This is a genomic window from Planctobacterium sp. AWH2_060 (assembly GCF_056158425.1).
The window spans coordinates 770988-787760 of record NZ_JBSWTG010000001.1; the positions used below are offsets into that span (position 1 = coordinate 770988).

15 protein-coding genes are annotated in these 16773 nt (G+C 44.7%); 8 read left to right on the forward strand and 7 right to left on the reverse strand.

Annotated elements, in window-relative coordinates:
• Positions 1-22: 22 nt before the first annotated feature.
• Together bcp and ACXAD8_RS03395 are read right to left on the reverse strand one after the other, a co-directional pair.
• Positions 23-493: a thioredoxin-dependent thiol peroxidase gene (bcp, locus tag ACXAD8_RS03390; protein WP_475224917.1), complete on the reverse strand. Its 471-nt coding sequence runs from the start codon at positions 491-493 to the stop codon at positions 23-25.
• 8 nt (positions 494-501) lie between these two features.
• Positions 502-1026, reverse strand: coding sequence for a glycine cleavage system transcriptional repressor (locus ACXAD8_RS03395; protein ID WP_475224920.1), 525 nt, complete (start codon positions 1024-1026; stop codon positions 502-504).
• Positions 1027-1142: 116 nt separating this feature from the next.
• Between ACXAD8_RS03395 and dapA the strand changes: the two genes are divergently transcribed.
• Genes dapA through purC form a run of 3 tightly spaced genes read left to right on the forward strand, consistent with a single transcriptional unit; the run spans position 1143 to position 3861 of the window.
• Positions 1143-2021 carry a 4-hydroxy-tetrahydrodipicolinate synthase gene (dapA, locus tag ACXAD8_RS03400; RefSeq protein WP_475224922.1) on the forward strand — a complete coding sequence of 293 codons (879 nt, stop codon included), beginning with the start codon at positions 1143-1145 and terminating at the stop codon, positions 2019-2021.
• A complete protein-coding gene (gene bamC, locus ACXAD8_RS03405; protein ID WP_475224924.1) occupies positions 2021-3130 on the forward strand; it encodes an outer membrane protein assembly factor BamC in 1110 nt (369 codons plus the stop codon). Before dapA ends, bamC begins: the two co-directional genes overlap by 1 nt.
• 17 nt (positions 3131-3147) lie before the next feature.
• Positions 3148-3861, forward strand: a complete 714-nt coding sequence (gene purC / locus ACXAD8_RS03410; protein WP_475224927.1) for a phosphoribosylaminoimidazolesuccinocarboxamide synthase — start codon at positions 3148-3150, stop codon at positions 3859-3861.
• 52 nt (positions 3862-3913) lie between these two features.
• Here the strand turns inward: purC and yfaE are convergent, their stop codons facing one another.
• The 5 genes from yfaE to ubiG form a co-directional block, all read right to left on the reverse strand.
• Positions 3914-4180 (reverse strand): class I ribonucleotide reductase maintenance protein YfaE, encoded by a 267-nt coding sequence (gene yfaE / locus ACXAD8_RS03415; protein WP_475224930.1) that lies wholly within the window; start codon positions 4178-4180, stop codon positions 3914-3916.
• A gap of 18 nt (positions 4181-4198) precedes the next feature.
• A complete protein-coding gene (gene nrdB / locus ACXAD8_RS03420; protein ID WP_475224933.1) occupies positions 4199-5329 on the reverse strand; it encodes a class Ia ribonucleoside-diphosphate reductase subunit beta in 1131 nt (376 codons plus the stop codon).
• A gap of 68 nt (positions 5330-5397) precedes the next feature.
• Entirely contained in the window at positions 5398-7725 is a 2328-nt protein-coding gene (gene nrdA, locus ACXAD8_RS03425) for a class 1a ribonucleoside-diphosphate reductase subunit alpha (protein ID WP_475224935.1), read from the reverse strand.
• A gap of 432 nt (positions 7726-8157) precedes the next feature.
• On the reverse strand, positions 8158-8835 hold the full coding sequence (locus ACXAD8_RS03430; protein WP_475224937.1) for an HAD family hydrolase: 678 nt from the start codon (positions 8833-8835) through the stop codon (positions 8158-8160).
• Positions 8832-9539, reverse strand: coding sequence for a bifunctional 2-polyprenyl-6-hydroxyphenol methylase/3-demethylubiquinol 3-O-methyltransferase UbiG (gene ubiG / locus ACXAD8_RS03435; RefSeq protein WP_475232866.1), 708 nt, complete (start codon positions 9537-9539; stop codon positions 8832-8834). Before ubiG ends, ACXAD8_RS03430 begins: the two co-directional genes overlap by 4 nt.
• 239 nt (positions 9540-9778) lie before the next feature.
• On the opposite strand from ubiG, the gene gyrA reads away from it, so the two are divergent.
• The 5 genes from gyrA to ihfB all read left to right on the forward strand — a co-directional run bounded on the left by gyrA (position 9779) and on the right by ihfB (position 16732).
• Positions 9779-12475, forward strand: a complete 2697-nt coding sequence (gyrA, locus tag ACXAD8_RS03440; RefSeq protein WP_475224940.1) for a DNA topoisomerase (ATP-hydrolyzing) subunit A — start codon at positions 9779-9781, stop codon at positions 12473-12475.
• Between the two features lie 2 nt (positions 12476-12477).
• A complete protein-coding gene (aroA, locus tag ACXAD8_RS03445) occupies positions 12478-13758 on the forward strand; it encodes a 3-phosphoshikimate 1-carboxyvinyltransferase (RefSeq protein ID WP_475224942.1) in 1281 nt (426 codons plus the stop codon).
• Positions 13759-13907: 149 nt separating this feature from the next.
• On the forward strand, positions 13908-14597 hold the full coding sequence (gene cmk / locus ACXAD8_RS03450; RefSeq protein ID WP_475224944.1) for a (d)CMP kinase: 690 nt from the start codon (positions 13908-13910) through the stop codon (positions 14595-14597).
• 96 nt (positions 14598-14693) lie between these two features.
• The gene (gene rpsA / locus ACXAD8_RS03455; RefSeq protein ID WP_475224947.1) at positions 14694-16367 is read left to right on the forward strand and encodes a 30S ribosomal protein S1; all 1674 of its coding nucleotides are present in this window, start codon (positions 14694-14696) and stop codon (positions 16365-16367) included.
• A gap of 44 nt (positions 16368-16411) precedes the next feature.
• Complete coding sequence (gene ihfB / locus ACXAD8_RS03460; RefSeq protein WP_267498149.1) at positions 16412-16732, forward strand: integration host factor subunit beta; 321 nt, start codon at positions 16412-16414, stop codon at positions 16730-16732.
• Positions 16733-16773 lie beyond the last annotated feature (41 nt).

Here is a 16773-nt window from a genome sequence, read left to right on the forward strand (position 1 = left end):
GCTGAGGTTTTTTTAAGCAGTGTTAGCTTGCCTGTTCGAGGTAGTCTAGTACAACCTCGTGATGATTTTTTGTTTTAAACTTGTTAAACACTTTTTCTATCACGCCTTCTTCATTGATAAGAAAGCTGATTCGGTGCAAACCATCAAATTCACGTCCCATGAACTTCTTTAGACCCCAAACACCGAATAGCTCAGCTACTGCGTGATCTTCGTCTGACAATAGTTCAAAGTTCAGTTGGTCACGTTCAATAAATTTTCCTAAACGTTTTACCGCATCAATGCTGATACCGTAGACCTTAACATTTAACTCGTCGAGTTTAGCTTTACTATCTCTGAGTCCTTGAGCCTGCACCGTGCAGCCTGGCGTCATCGCCTTAGGATAAAAATAAATGAGTGTTTTTTGCCCCTTAAAGTCGGCGGAATTAACTAACGCGCCGTCTTGATTGGGAATGCTGAATTGAGGGACGGGTTGTCCTTCGGAGATCGTATTCATTGTTAATCCTATTTCTTTTCTTTGAAAGACCCTTGCAGGTCATGTTGTTTGATAAAGTCGTTAAACAAGGGTTCAATGGTTTCTATCTTAAGCTCCTGCGGCATACTCACCACCATTTTACATTCCACCATGTTTTGCTCTGACTCGAATTCCACTGTTTTTTGCCGGAAGGCATTAATGTGAATACCGTGATGGGTAAACAGTGTCGTAATGTCTTTAATTATTCCGACTGCGTCACGACCATTAAACTCTACGTCAGCCAAATGCACCAGGTGTTGTTTGGTGTGGTGGCTTGTACGCTTTACCATGCAAAGTAGATCGAGTTTTTGTGCCAAAGATGGCAAATTAAACTCAGCTTTGGTTACCGATGACAAAGAACCTTCTAAAATCATATTAAAGGAAAAGTCTTGTCCATAGTGAGCCAGACGACTGTCTAAGATGTTACAATTAAGAGAACAGGCCAGAGTCGCTATTTCTCCTAAAATTCCCGCTTTATCAGCACCAAGGAAAGTTACAATTAGCTGATGTTTCATACAGATTTCCTGCGTCGCTCCTTTGTTTTTTTTATGTCGCCAGATAAAACTCGCGGATACCTTGTTTTTAATGGCTTAGGTCATTACCATTAAGCGCTATTTTTCTGGGAGCCCATATGATTAAAGGCAGTATTGTAGCGTTGATTACGCCAATGTCACCTGACGGTGACGTCGATTATGCTTCATTGCAAAAACTAGTGCAATTCCACATTGATAATGGCACTGATGCCATAGTGTCCGTTGGGACTACCGGTGAGTCCGCCACTCTCCCTGTTTCAGAGCACGTTGAAGTTGTACGAAAAACCGTTGAATATGCCGATGGCAAAATCCCGGTAATCGCTGGAACCGGTGCTAATTCCACCTCCGAGGCGATTGAACTGGGTGATTTAATGCAAAGCGTTGGTATATCAGCCATGCTCAGTGTGGTCCCTTATTATAACAAACCGCAACAAAGGGGCATGGTGCAACATTTTCAGGCTATTGCGGATGCTGCAACTGTGCCGGTTATTCTTTATAATGTGCCCGGCAGAACAGTCGCGGACTTGGATGCGGATTCAGTGCGCCAACTAGCGCAGCACGAAAACATTGTGGCATTAAAAGATGCTACCGGCGATCTGGCGCGACTGGCAGAATTGCGAGAGGTGCTTCCCGCTGACTTTGCACTGTTAAGCGGTGATGATCCAACAGGCTGTGAATTTATGTTGCAAGGTGGTCATGGGGTAATTTCTGTGACAGCAAACATAGTGCCCAAGTTGATGTCTGACTTGTGTAAAGCCGCTACTGGCGGTAATGCCGAGCTGGCCAGACAAATAGATGCATCTATTGCGGAACTTCATCGCGAATTATTTATCGAACCTAATCCTGTTATGCCAAAATGGGCATTGTACAAGATGGGATTTAGCCAAAGCCCGTTTTTGAGATTGCCCATGGTGGAGCCTGAAGTGGCAAGTCAGGAAAGACTCGAAAAATTATTAAAACAAATGGCGTTGATTTAATGCAAAAATTACGTATAAGTGCACTAGTAGCAGTTTCCCTTTCGCTCGGATTAAGTGGTTGTGCCTTGTGGCAAGAAGAACAACAAACTGATCCATCGTATCCTCATCTTGATTCTGTGCAAACTGAAAAGGTCAAAGTACCGCAAGGCAAAGATACGCCTCGCTTTGGCGATGAATATGAGATTCCACAGATTGGCGCAAATGCCGAATCAGGAGAGCTGGGCGGGGAGCTTGATATCAGTTCACCGAGATTAGTTTTACCGGTTGTTACTGGCTCTCGTATTATGGAAGGCTCTCGTGAAGCCATTGTACAATTCGACCAGGTTCGCGATGACGTGCCGCTCGACACCGCAATCTGGAATTCTCTGATCAGTTATCTCGACGAAAGAGGTATCGCAGTTGTTGATTTTGATAAAGCTCAGCAGCGCTTAAAAACTGACTGGATGATCATTGAAGATGATGCCGACAGCCCCTGGTATAGCTGGACTAAAACCGAACGGAAAATTGGTCAAAGGTTTGAGTTCACCCTGGATGTTAAATCTCATGGCCGTTCTGCCACCTTGTATACCAGACTGGTGGATTATTTGGAAACGGTTGACGAGGATGTTGTCGCAGACATTTCTGAGCATCAGGTAAGAAAAAATGAAGTAGAAGTACTCAATGATGTTATCAGTCATTATGAAAAACAGTTAAAATTAGCGGATATTCGCAAGGCCCGCAAAGTGATGAGCGGATTGCCTATGGAGTTGGGTTTTGACGCCGATGGAGAGCCGGCTTACCTGGTAAATGCGAGCTATGAAGTTACCTGGCCAAGATTGTTGTTGGTACTGAGAAAACTGGGATTCAATGTCAAAGATCTGGATCAGTCCACTGGCCTGATTTTCGCCACCTATGCGGGTAGTGAAGAAGGATGGTGGAGCAGTTTGTTTAACTCCAATAATAAGCTTGCCATTGAGCAGGCTGACTACCGAATTGTAGTCAAGGAGCAGGGACCTAAAACCAGTTTATCGCTGCGTGATGCGGAAGATAATCCGTTGTCAGCCAGCACCGTCAGTGACATTTATCCAGCCTTCGAGCAGGTTATGACCACTGATGATTTAGATATTTAATCTACTGAAGAGCTATCATGCAAAAAACTAAAGAACTTTATCGTGGTAAAGCAAAGACCGTTTACTTAACTGACGACGCTGACAAGTTAGTGTTGGAGTTCAGAAATGACACCTCTGCTTTTGATGGGCAAAAAATTGAACAGTTGGCCCGTAAAGGGATGGTAAACAACAAGTTCAATCATTTTATTATGTCTAAGCTGGAAGAAGCAGGCATTCCTACTCAGGTAGAAGCGTTGCTGTCAGATAATGAATCTCTGGTTAAAAAGTTAGACATGATCCCTGTGGAATGTGTGGTAAGAAACATCGCAGCTGGCTCTATCGTAAGACGCCTTGGTGTAGAAGAAGGCATGGAGCTGAATCCGCCTACTTTTGAGTTTTTCCTCAAAAATGATGAACTGCACGATCCTATGGTAAATGAGTACCACGTATTGTCATTTGGCTGGGCAACACAAGAACAAATCGATCGCATGAAGGAATTAACCTTCAAAGTTAACAACGTCCTTAAAACCTTATTCAGTGATGCGGGAATGTTGTTAGTGGATTACAAGCTTGAGTTTGGTGTATCCAATGGTGAGATAGTGTTGGGTGATGAGTTTACGCCAGACGGTTGCCGTTTATGGGATAAAGAAACTCGTGAAAAGCTGGATAAAGATCGCTTCAGACAAGGTCTGGGTGGTGTTGTAGAAGCTTATGAAGAAGTCGCCAACAGATTAGGCGTTAATCTGGACTAAGTTTTTTAGAACCCGATAAAAACTAAAAAGCCACGCAAATGCGTGGCTTTTTTTATAATAATTTGATTGAAATGTCCTGCTCTGCAACACAACAGCAAGGCAGTATTTCATCGTCGTCAATAAATGCCAGTGGGTCGGTCAGGTACTTAACTGAACCAGAAGTCAGTTTGGTACGACATGCGCCACAAAACCCTTCTCGACAATGAAAGTGTACTTCTTGCCCGGCGGTTTCCAATGACTCCAGAATGGTTTTATCAGTCTGTTGTTCAACAGCTTCGCCTGATTCCAGAGTTATGCGTAACGGTTCTATAGGTTTCATTACGACGAAATGATCTAATTAAAGATCAAAATCGCCGAAATCGTCAGCATTAACTTCGCTATCAATCTGTCCTACAAGATAGGAACTGATTTCCGCTTCTTGAGGGGCTACCTGTACGTTGTCAGAATTTAAGTAGTTATTCATCCATGGCAGAGGATTGCTTTGCACACTAAAGGGCTGTCCAAGACCAATGGCTGCCATTCTGTGGTTAGCGATGAACTCAACGTACTGGCACAAGATTTCTTTGTTCAGACCAATCATAGAGCCATTCTGGAACAGATACTCTGCCCACTGCTTTTCTTGTTCAACCGCTTTTAAGAAAATAGCTTCAGCTTCGTCTTTACACTCTTCTGCAATTTCCGCCATTTCCGGATCGTCTTTGCCACGAGCCCAAAGATTGAGAATGTGCTGTGTGGAAGTCAGATGCAGGTTTTCATCGCGGGCAATCAAGCGAATGATCTTCGAGTTGCCTTCCATTAACTCGCGCTCGGCGAAAGCAAAGGTACAAGCAAAAGAAACGTAAAAGCGAATAGCTTCCAGTGCGTTGACGGAATTCATGCACAGATACAGTTTCTTCTTAAGCACGCGCATGTTGATTTCATACTTAGTGCCGTTAACGACATGAACGCCTTCACCCTGGGTTTGCCATAACTGAGTAGCGAAGATTAAATCATCGTAGTACTTAGAAATGTCAGTGGCGCGACGTTTAATTTCCTCGTTAACCACGATATCTTCAAACACATCACTGGGATCTGAAAACAGATTTCTCAGTATATGAGTGTAGGAACGAGAGTGAATGGTTTCGTAAAACGACCAGGTTTCCACCCAGGTTTCCAGCTCAGGCAAGGACACAATGGGCAAAAATGCAATATTGGGGCTACGACCCTGCACAGAATCTAACAGAGTCTGGTACTTCAGATTGGAAACAAAGATGTGTTTTTCCGACGTGCTCAATCCTTGAAAGTCGATTCTGTCTTTACTGACATCCACTTCTTCAGGTCGCCAAAAAAAGCTGATTTGTTTTTCAATCAGCTTTTCAAAGATTGGATGTTTTTGTTGATCATAACGCGCTACGTTTACCGGGTTGCCAAAGAACATAGGTTCACTGAGCGGGTTAGTGGTCTTGTGATTGAACGTTGTATATTTCATCTGATTATATTTTTTATAAGAAGGTCTGCGATATCTCACCGGGAGCCAACAGGCTCCCGGTAACAGTTTTAAATTTTACAGGCACCACCGGCGCAATCGTCATCTTGCTCTTCCACAACTTCTTCCACTGCAGGCCTGCTGGCTGCTTTTTGAGTGGTTTCAGGTTTGCTGGATTCATCTCCGGCTCCGTCACGAGTATTGTGGTAGTACAGTGTTTTTACACCTAGTTTATACGCAGTAAGCAAATCTTTGATCAGTAACTTCATCGGCACTTTACCACCTTCGAATTTACCCGGATCATAATTTGTATTTGCGGAGATCGTTTGATCGATAAACTTCTGAATAATGGCAACCAATTGCAGGTAGCCATCATTAGACGGGATATCCCACAGCAATTCATAGTTGTCTTTGAGCTTTTGATACTCAGGAACAACCTGCTTTAATACACCATCTTTACTGGCTTTAACGCTGATGTGGCCGCGCGGCGGCTCTATGCCATTAGTGGCGTTAGAGATTTGCGACGATGTTTCAGAAGGCATCAATGCCGACAAGGTTGAATTGCGCAAGCCATGCTGTTGTATTTCTTTTCTCAGGGACTCCCAGTCCAGTTTGAGCTGAGAAGTACAGATTGCATCGAGATCCTTTTTATAGGTATCGATTGGCAAAACGCCCTGAGCATACGTAGTTTCATTAAATTTAGGGCAGGCACCTTTTTCTTTAGCCAGCTCTACAGACGCTTTAAGCAAGTAATACTGCATGGCTTCAAAGGTTTCGTGTACCAGGTTATTGGCACTGCCATCAGAATAACGAACACCGTTCTTCGCCAAATAATAAGCAAAGTTGATAACACCAATCCCCAGGGTACGTCTGCCCATGGTTGCGTTATAAGCGGCGGGTACTGGGTAATCCTGATAATCTAAAAGGTTGTCCAGTGCTCTGACTGCCAGTTCTGACAGTTCTTTAAAGTCTTCCGGAGACTCGATAGCCCCCAGGTTAAAGGCCGATAAAGTACAAAGTGCAATTTCACCTTCTTCGTCGTTAACATGCGCCAGAGGCTTAGTAGGCAAAGCGATTTCAAGGCACAGGTTACTTTGTTTAACCGGGGCCACTTTGGGATCAAATGGACTGTGGGTATTACAGTGATCGACATTTTGCAGATAGATACGGCCAGTGCTGGCGCGTTCTTGCATAAACAGACTAAACAGCTCCAGAGCCTTAATTTGTTTTTTGCGAATGCTGGGATCTTTTTCGTATTGCGTATATAGCGCTTCGAACTTGTCCTGATCAGCAAAGAAGGCGTCGTATAAGCCGGGAACGTCAGAGGGGCTAAACAAGGTAATGTAGCCGTCTTTGATCAGGCGTTGGTACATGGTCTTGTTAAACTGAACACCGTAATCCAGGTGACGAACACGGTTTTCTTCTACACCACGGTTGTTTTTAAGTACCAGCAATGATTCGACTTCCATATGCCAAAGCGGGTAAAACAGAGTGGCTGCACCACCTCTGACACCGCCTTGAGAGCAGCTTTTAACCGCAGTCTGAAAGTACTTATAAAATGGAATACAACCAGTGTGGTATGCTTCACCGCCTCTGATTGGGCTTCCCAATGCTCGGATGTTACCAGCGTTGACACCGATTCCGGCCCGTTGACTCACATATTTAACAATAGCGCTGGCAGTGGCATTGATAGAATCCAGGCTATCTCCTGTTTCAATCAAAACACAGGAGCTAAATTGACGGGTAGGGGTTCTGACACCGGCCATGATCGGGGTTGGCAGTGAGATCTTAAAAGTCGACGTTGCATCATAAAAACGTCGAATATAGTTCATTCTTGTTTCTGTCGGGTATTTTGCGAATAAACAGGCGGCCACCAAAATATACAAAAACTGCGCGCTTTCGTATATTTCACCGGTCACACGGTTTTGCACCAGGTATTTACCTTCCAGCTGTTTAACCGCTGCGTAACTGAAATTCATATCGCGCCAGTGGTCGATATATTCTTCCATTAACTCAAATTCAGCGGCACTGTAATCTTGCAGTATATGCTCGTCATACTTGCCCATTTCTACCATTTTTTGAACGTGCTGATACAGCGACGGCGGTTCAAACTGGCCATAGGCTTTTTTGCGCAAATGGAATATCGCTAATCGCGCAGCAAAATACTGATAATCCGGGCTATCTGTGGATATCAGGTCTGCTGCTGATTTGATCAGGGTTTCGTGAATGTCTTCGGTTTTGATTCCATCGTAAAACTGAATATGGGCTTTTATCTCTACCTGAGAGACGGAAACGTTAGACAAACCTTTAGCGGCCCAGTCAAGGACGCGGTGGATTTTATCCAGATCAATAGGCTCACGCTCACCATTTCGCTTGGTGACGTACAAAGTATTATTCATAAAGCTGCCACTGTTATTATTATAAATCGTTGGCGAGGTCGATTAAGTGTAGTCTGTCGCGCACACTATTTTTGCCAACCCGGTATGTATACTGGTGTTTGGCTTAGCTATGATGCTTTTTTCGACTCGTCATTCCCCAATTCAAGGCTAACCCTTGTTAACCTTGGGACACAAGATAAAGGGGTTTCTTGCTCTTTTCAACCCAAGATATGGTGTGTGCTGATGCTTTAATCACCGGTGCTTTTTTCGGTTAGTGTAAGCTAACTTCAAAGCTGGTTTCATGTAGGAGTGTTTGGAATTTCAATACTAATCTTACAACTGAATTTTTGTATAAAATAAATAGTAATAAAATCACTTCATTTAGATTGAAGCGATCTAAAGATAACATTGACAAAATCGTCCATTTGGACCGATTGAAAATGCCGAGAGAATTTATTCCCCCAATGTGCATTTACGTAAAATATCGGTAAGTTGTTGAGGTGATTCCACTACCAAATCGACTTCCCAATTCTTGTCCAGTTCTGCTTGTGTTAAATAACCATATCGGGCCAGCACCGCTTTCATGCCAGCCGCTTTGGCAGCGTCCATATCTCGCTCGGCGTCTCCGACATACCATATTTGTGATGGAACAATATTAAGCACTTCTGCCGCCTTTAAAAGTGGCTCAGGATGAGGCTTGCGGTTTGTGAATGAGTCCCCTGAATAACACACCTTACATTGTTTGAATAAAGGAAAGAACGTCAGTAGGTCGGTGGTTAAAAACGCCGGTTTATTAGTGACAATACCCCAAGGGATGTCCATCTTATCCAGTTGTCTAATTAATCCTTCAATGCCCTCAAATGCCCGGGTATCCTGACAAACGTTTTTGGCATAGAATTGCAAAAATTGCTCTCTCAATTCTGCACTATCAAACGTTTCGAAATCATCGCCCAGGCCCATTTTCAGCAAACCAATGGCGCCATTGGAGGACTCAACCCGATATTCCTGATAACTCTTTAAGGGGTAGTGCAGTTGGGCCAGAATGTGGTTTAAGGCATTCCCCAGATCCGGCGCGGTATCCAATAATGTCCCGTCCAGGTCGAATAACACAGCCTGTGGTAAGGTCATCATAATTTCTGGCAGCCTACAATGTAATTGACATCGACATTGCTGTCAGAAAGATAATAGGATTTTGCCAAAGGGTTATAGTGAAGACCGGTTATTTTGCGGGCAGCCAATCCCGATGCATCCGTCCATGCCATTAACTCAGAGGGTTTGATGAATTTTTGATAATCGTGAGTGCCTTTAGGCACCAAACCCAAAACATATTCTGCAGCAACGACTGCCATAGACCAGGACTTAATATTGCGATTCAGGGTGGAAAAGAAAACCCAGCCACCGGGTTTTACTAATTTGCTACAAGCCGAAACGATAGAAGCAGGATCCGGTACGTGTTCCAGCATCTCCAGACAGGTAACCACATCAAAAGATTCTGGCTCAGCTTCGGCCATCTGTTCTGCTGGTAGTTGTCGGTAGTCTACCTGAACGCCGGATTCCAGAGCGTGTAATTTAGCAACTTCAAGCGGTTCAGCGCCCATATCAATACCAACAACATCAGCACCCGCTTTGGCCATTGATTCGGACAAAATGCCACCACCACAACCCACGTCCAGCACTTTTAGACTGTGCAGTCCATCACATTGCTGCATGATAAATGACAAACGCAGGGGGTTAATTTCATGTAATGGCTTAAATTCACCTTCAAAATCCCACCAACGACTGGCCAGATCGGCGAATTTTTGAATTTCTGAATAATCGACGTTTTCTTGCAAAATGCTGACTCCAAACAAGTTTCGGCAAGTATACGGCTTCAAAACTCCCTTTAACAGGTTCGTTTGCACATATATTCAGCAATCAGCACCTTTTATTTTTGTGGTTCGGTGATAGAATCTTGAACACTTTTATTTCCTGTTTTGACAAGCTGCGATTTTTGAATCTAAAAGCTTTGCAAAGATAATTAAACAGTGATGTTTCCCGATGACCGTCGGTGAAAATAATAACAACAAGGCTGTATATGACTGACAACGCCAAAGAAATCCTTCCAATTAATATCGAAGATGAGTTGAAAAACTCGTATCTGGATTACGCCATGAGCGTTATCGTCGGGCGTGCATTGCCCGATGTGCGAGATGGTCTTAAGCCAGTGCACCGTCGTGTGCTATTCGCCATGAACGAGCTTAAAAATGACTTTAACAAACCTTATAAAAAGTCTGCGCGTATCGTTGGTGACGTAATCGGTAAATATCACCCTCATGGTGATTCTGCAGTATACGACACCATAGTACGTATGGCTCAGCCGTTTTCACTGCGCTATATGTTGGTAGATGGACAAGGTAACTTTGGTTCTGTGGATGGTGACTCAGCTGCTGCGATGCGTTATACCGAAGTACGTATGGCCAAAATAGCCCACGAACTACTGGCTGATCTGGATAAAGAAACGGTTGATTATGTACCAAACTATGATGGTACTGAAAAAATTCCCGATGTATTACCCACTAAGGTACCGAACTTATTGGTAAACGGTTCTTCCGGTATCGCCGTAGGTATGGCAACCAATATTCCACCTCACAACCTTACTGAAGTCGTAAATGGTTGTATTGCCCTAATCGATAATCCGGATTTGACTATCGATGATTTGATGCAATACATTCCGGGGCCAGATTTCCCAACCGCGGCCATGATCAGCGGTCGCAAAGGCATTGACGATGCCTATCGTACCGGACGCGGTAAAATATACCTACGCGCCAGAGCCGAAATTGAGACTGACAAAAATGGTAAAGAAACCATTATCGTTTCAGAAATTCCATACCAGGTTAACAAAGCCAGATTAATTGAAAAAATGGCTGAACTGGTTAAAGAGAAGAAAATCGAAGGTATTTCAGCATTACGTGACGAGTCAGACAAAGACGGAATGCGCATTGTTATTGAAGTTAAGCGCAACGAATCTGGCGAAGTACTGCTTAATCAGTTGTATGCCAACACTCAGATGCAAACCGTGTTTGGTATCAATATGGTTGCCCTGGACCAGGGCCAGCCTAAAACCCTAAATCTGTATCAACTGCTTAATGCTTTTATCCGTCACAGACGTGAAGTTGTTACCCGTCGAACCGTTTTTGAATTAAGAAAAGCCCGAGAACGCGCTCATATTCTTGAAGGTTTAGCGGTAGCACTGGCCAATATTGACCCAATTATTGAATTAATCAAAGCCTCTCCAAGCCCGTCAGAAGCGAAGAAAGGTTTGGTGGCGCAAGGCTGGGCATTGGGCAATGTAGAAGACATGCTGCAACGCGCAGGTGTTGACGCTGCTCGTCCTGAATGGCTAGAAGCCGAGTTTGGTATCCGCGATGGCCTGTATTATCTGACAGAAAATCAGGCACAAGCAATTCTTGACCTTAGACTGCATAAGTTAACCGGTCTTGAGCACGAGAAGATTCTGGCTGAATACAAAGAATTGTTAGATCTGATCGCTGAATTGCTGGAAATTTTGGGTAATCCAGAGCGTCTGATGGAAGTTATTCGCGAAGAGCTGGAAAAAGTACGCGACGAATTTGGTGATGAGCGCCGTACCGAAATCACTGCGGCTGCCCATGATATTGACATGGAAGACCTGATCGAAAGAGAAGACGTAGTAGTGACGCTATCCAGAGAGGGATACGTTAAGTATCAAAAACTGTCTGACTATGAAGCGCAGCGTCGGGGTGGTAAAGGTAAAGCCGCCACCCGCATGAAAGACGAAGACTATATTGAGAAGCTACTGGTGGCTAACACCCACGACCACATCTTGTGCTTCTCCACCAGAGGCCGATTGTACTGGTTGAAAGTTTATCAATTACCGCTGGCCAGCCGAAACGCCAGAGGTAAACCCATTATTAATATCTTGCCGCTTGAAGCAGATGAACGCATCACAGCGATATTGCCAATACAAGAATTTGTGGATGACAGATTCGTGTTGATGGCGACTGCCAATGGTACCGTTAAGAAAACCGCGTTAACGCAATATTCTCGCCCACGTGCAAACGGTATTATTGCCGTAAATCTGAACGAAGGCGACGAGTTGATTGGGGTGGCATTAACCTCAGGTGAAAGCGACATCATGCTGTTCTCTGATGCGGGTAAAGTGGTCAGATTTAATGAGAAAGAAAGAGATTCAGAAACCGGTGCAGTGAAAATCGATCCGGAAACCGGTGAAGAAAAACTGGCACTTCGCCCAATGGGCCGTACTGCTACGGGTGTGCGCGGTATTCGTATGCAGGATGGACAGCGTGTTGTGTCACTTATTGTTCCTGAAACGGACGCTCCAATTCTGACCGTGACTGAAAATGGTTTCGGTAAACGTACGCCGCTTGAAGATTACCCGGCCAAGAGCAGGGCAACCCAAGGTGTTGTATCTATCAAAGTATCAGAGCGTAACGGTGCTGTCGTCGGCGCTATCCAGGTGGATGAAGATGACGAGATGATGCTAATCAGTGACGCTGGTACGCTGGTAAGAACCCGCGCTAACGAAGTGTCGGTTATCGGCAGAAACACTCAGGGTGTCCGTATTATTCGTACCGCAGATGATGAAAAAGTAGTGGGTTTACAACGTATCGAAGAAGTTGTGACTGAGAATACTGAATTTTCCGAAGAGGGCGAAAGCGAAACTGAAGCAGCAACTGCAGAAGTTAGTAATAATGAAGCTGAAGCGCCTGAAAACGACAACAAGGAAGAGTGATAGTGGAGCAACTTAAACTATCACCTGTGGGCTCGGTGACTGGTGAAGTTACCGTACCCGGCTCAAAAAGCTTATCGAATCGGGCCTTATTGTTGGCTGCGTTGGCCAATGGGACCACTAAGGTTACTAACCTGTTAGACAGCGATGACATCCGGCACATGCTGGATGCACTTACTCAGTTAGGTGTTGAATACAGCTTATCGGACTGCAAAACAGTCTGTGAGGTAAAAGGCAACGGAGGCGTCTTTAAGGTAGCCGAGCCTGTTGAGTTATACCTGGGTAATGCCGGAACCGCTATGCGCCCTTTGTGTGCTGCACTTGCTATGAGTAAAGGCGAGTTTGTCTTAGGTGGCGAACCAAGAATGGAAGAGCGCCCAATAGGCTCACTGGTGGACACCTTAAGAGGTGCTGGTGCGCAAATTCAGTATCTAAAAAACGATGGTTATCCGACATTGAAAATTAGCGGTACTGCTCTAAGTGGCGGAACCTTGCAAATTGACGGTTCTATTTCCAGTCAATTTCTGACCGCGGTTTTAATGGCTGCACCACTATTTAGTGGTGATACCCGTATTCAGGTAACCGGAGATCTGGTTTCTAAACCTTACATAGAAATCACCCTGGCGATCATGGAGCAGTTTGGCGTCAGCGTTGAAAATTGCGATTTCCAGGAATTCATCGTTAAAGGCAATCAGTCTTATCAAAGCCCTGGTGAATACATGGTGGAAGGTGATGCCTCTTCTGCCTCATACTTCCTTGCGGCAGGTGCTATCAAAGGTGGTAAAGTTAAAGTATACGGTGTAGGTAAAGACAGTGTTCAGGGCGACATTCGCTTTGCGGATGTGCTGGAGAACATGGGGGCCAAGATAAATTGGGATCGCAACTTCATTGAGGTTGAGGGCGCAAAACTCAAGGCTGTCGATATGGATATGAATCACATTCCTGACGCCGCCATGACAATTGCCGTAGCAGCCCTGTTTGCAGAGGGAACTACTACTATCCGCAATATTTATAACTGGCGGGTAAAGGAAACCGATCGCCTGACAGCAATGGCTACTGAACTGAAAAAGTTAGGTGCTATCGTGGAAGAGGGCAACGATTTTATTTCGGTTACACCAGTAACCCAACTCAAAGAAGCGGCCATTGACACCTATAACGATCACCGCATTGCCATGTGCTTTTCGCTGGTATCTCTTAGCGATACGCCAGTGGTGATTAATGACCCCAAATGTACTTCTAAAACCTTTCCTGACTATTTCGAACGCCTGGCAAAAATTTGCCACTAAAGCGACGCTTATAAGGATAGCGAAAGCCCTCTTTGAGGGCTTTTTTAATCCATCATTCACCTTCTGTCACAAACTCGCCGTTGTAGAATAATTTTGGGAGCGTATAATGTCGCGCATTTTGAACACAGCGTTAATCAGGGAGCCCATATATGCTTAAAAGCCCAGTCGTTACCATAGATGGTCCAGGCGGTGCAGGAAAGGGGACAATAAGCAAGTTACTTGCGAATAAACTAGGATGGCATCTTTTGGATAGCGGCGCTATCTACAGAGTATTAGCAATCGCAGCAATTCATCACGGTATCGACGCAACTGACGAAGAAGCGTTAATCCCATTAGCCACCAGTTTAGACGTTAATTTTGATTATGCTGAAAGTCTGGAAACTCGGGTAATTCTCGAGGGCGAGGACGTAACACATTCGATTCGCAACGAAGAAGTGGGCTCTATGGCCTCAAAAGTCGCCTCTTTACCCCGTATTCGTGAAGCTCTGTTAAGACGGCAACGCGCCTTTAACATGGAGCCGGGTTTGGTTGCTGACGGAAGAGACATGGGAACAGTGGTATTTCCGGAAGCCAAAGCCAAGATTTTCCTGACCGCATCGGCCGAAGAAAGAGCCAGCAGACGCTATAATGAGTTGCGTGAAAAAGGCCATGATGTTAGCATTACGGCCCTTTTGGCGGACATACAGGCCCGGGATGAACGAGATACAAACCGTTCAGTCGCTCCTCTGGTACCTGCCGCTGATGCCTTAGTGGTTGATTCTACACAACTTTCTATAGAAGAAGTGTTGCAAAAAGTGGCCCACTGGGTAGAGACCAAATTGCATGAGGGTGAGGTGTAGTTCACCCAAGTACAACTGCGTTTAAATGGATTAAAAACGTATAATTTAACAACCCCATCTTACCGGATGTAAGCTTGGACTAAAAAACGAAAGATTATGACTGAAAGTTTTGCTCAATTATTTGAAGAAAGTTTAAAAGAATTAGAAACACGCCCAGGTGCGATCGTACGTGGTACTGTTGTTTCTATCGATAAAGATATTGTTTTAGTAGACGCTGGCCTGAAATCTGAAAGTGCCATTCCTGCTGAGCAGTTCAAAAACTCCAAAGGCGATCTGGAAATTGCCGTTGGTGACGAGGTTGATGTTGCACTAGACGCTGTTGAAGACGGCTTCGGTGAAACAATCCTTTCTCGTGAAAAAGCGAAACGCCACGAAGCGTGGGTTGAGCTTGAAAAAGCTTACGAAGACAAAGTTACCGTTACCGGTGTTATCAACGGTAAAGTTAAAGGTGGTTTCACGGTTGAAGTTAACTCTGTACGCGCGTTCTTGCCAGGTTCTTTGGTAGACGTTCGTCCGGTACGTGACACGCTGCACCTTGAAGGTAAAGAATTAGAATTCAAAGTTATTAAGTTAGACGCAAAACGCAACAACGTTGTTGTTTCTCGTCGTGCGGTTATCGAAGAAGAAAACAGCGCAGAACGCGATACTCTGTTACAAACTCTGGATGAAGGCGTTGAAGTTAAGGGTATCGTTAAGAACCTGACTGACTACGGTGCGTTCGTAGATCTGGGTGGTGTTGACGGTCTGTTACACATCACTGATATGGCTTGGAAGCGCGTTAAGCATCCTAGCGAAATCGTAAGTGTTGGTGACGAAATCAACGTTAAGGTTCTGAAGTTCGACAAAGAGAAGTCTCGTGTTTCTCTTGGCATGAAGCAAATGGGCAACGATCCTTGGGAAGAAATCGCAAACCGTTACCCTGAAGGTGCTAAGTTAACTGGTCAGGTTACAAATCTGACTGATTACGGCTGCTTCGTTGAAATCCAGGAAGGCGTTGAAGGTCTTGTTCACGTTTCTGAAATGGATTGGACTAACAAGAACATCCATCCTTCAAAAGTGGTTAGCCTTGGCGACACTGTTGAAGTTATGGTTCTTGAAATTGACGAAGAGCGTCGTCGTATTTCTCTGGGTCTTAAGCAGTGTAAAGCTAATCCTTGGGAAGAGTTTGCTAAGTCTTACAACAAAGGTGACAAAGTCACTGGTAAGATCAAGTCAATCACTGACTTCGGTATCTTTATCGGTCTTGATGGCGGCATCGACGGTCTGGTTCACTTGTCTGATATTTCATGGAACAAAGCGGGTGAAGACGCGGTTCGTGATTATAAGAAAGGTGACGAAATCACTGCAGTTGTACTTCAGGTCGACGCAGAGCGCGAAAGAATTTCTCTTGGCGTGAAGCAAATTGACGAAGATCCTTTCAATAAGTATCTGACAGATAAAAAGAAAGGTGCTATCGTTAACGGTACAGTTACCGCAGTTGACGCTAAAGGCGCAACAATTAACCTTGCTGAAGAAGTTGACGGTTATATCCGCGTTGCAGATTTATCTCGCGACCGCATCGAAGATGCATCAACTGAACTTGCAGTAGGTGATGCTGTTGAAGCTAAGTTCATCGGTGTTGATCGTAAGAACCGCATCGTAAACTTGTCTGTTAAAGCAAAAGACGAAGCAGATGAGAAAGAAGCTCTGGCTCGCGTAAACCAACAAGAAGATTCTGGTTTCGCAAGTGCTATGGCTGAAGCCTTCAAAGCAGCAAAAGGCGAAGAGTAAAAACTTGTACCCGTCACTCTGTGGCGGGTTACTGTCGGTAACGTCTGGTTTTTCATGTTGACAAAGGGGTTGAGATGACCAAGTCACAATTAATCGAAAGACTCGCCGATAGGGCGCGGCATATACCCTCTAAAGAGGTAGAAGTAGCGATAAAAGAGCTGTTAGAGCAAATGGCTCAGACGCTACAAAAAGGAGAGCGAATCGAAATCCGTGGATTCGGCAGCTTTTCACTACATTTCAGAGCTCCAAGAGAGGGTCGTAACCCTAAAACTGGAGAAACTGTTAAGTTAGATGGGAAGTATGTACCGCACTTTAAGCCCGGTAAGGAACTTCGCGAACGCGTTAATGAAGCGATTGCAAATTAAAATACAAAAAGCGGTTTGCTGGTAGCAACCGCTTTTTTTAC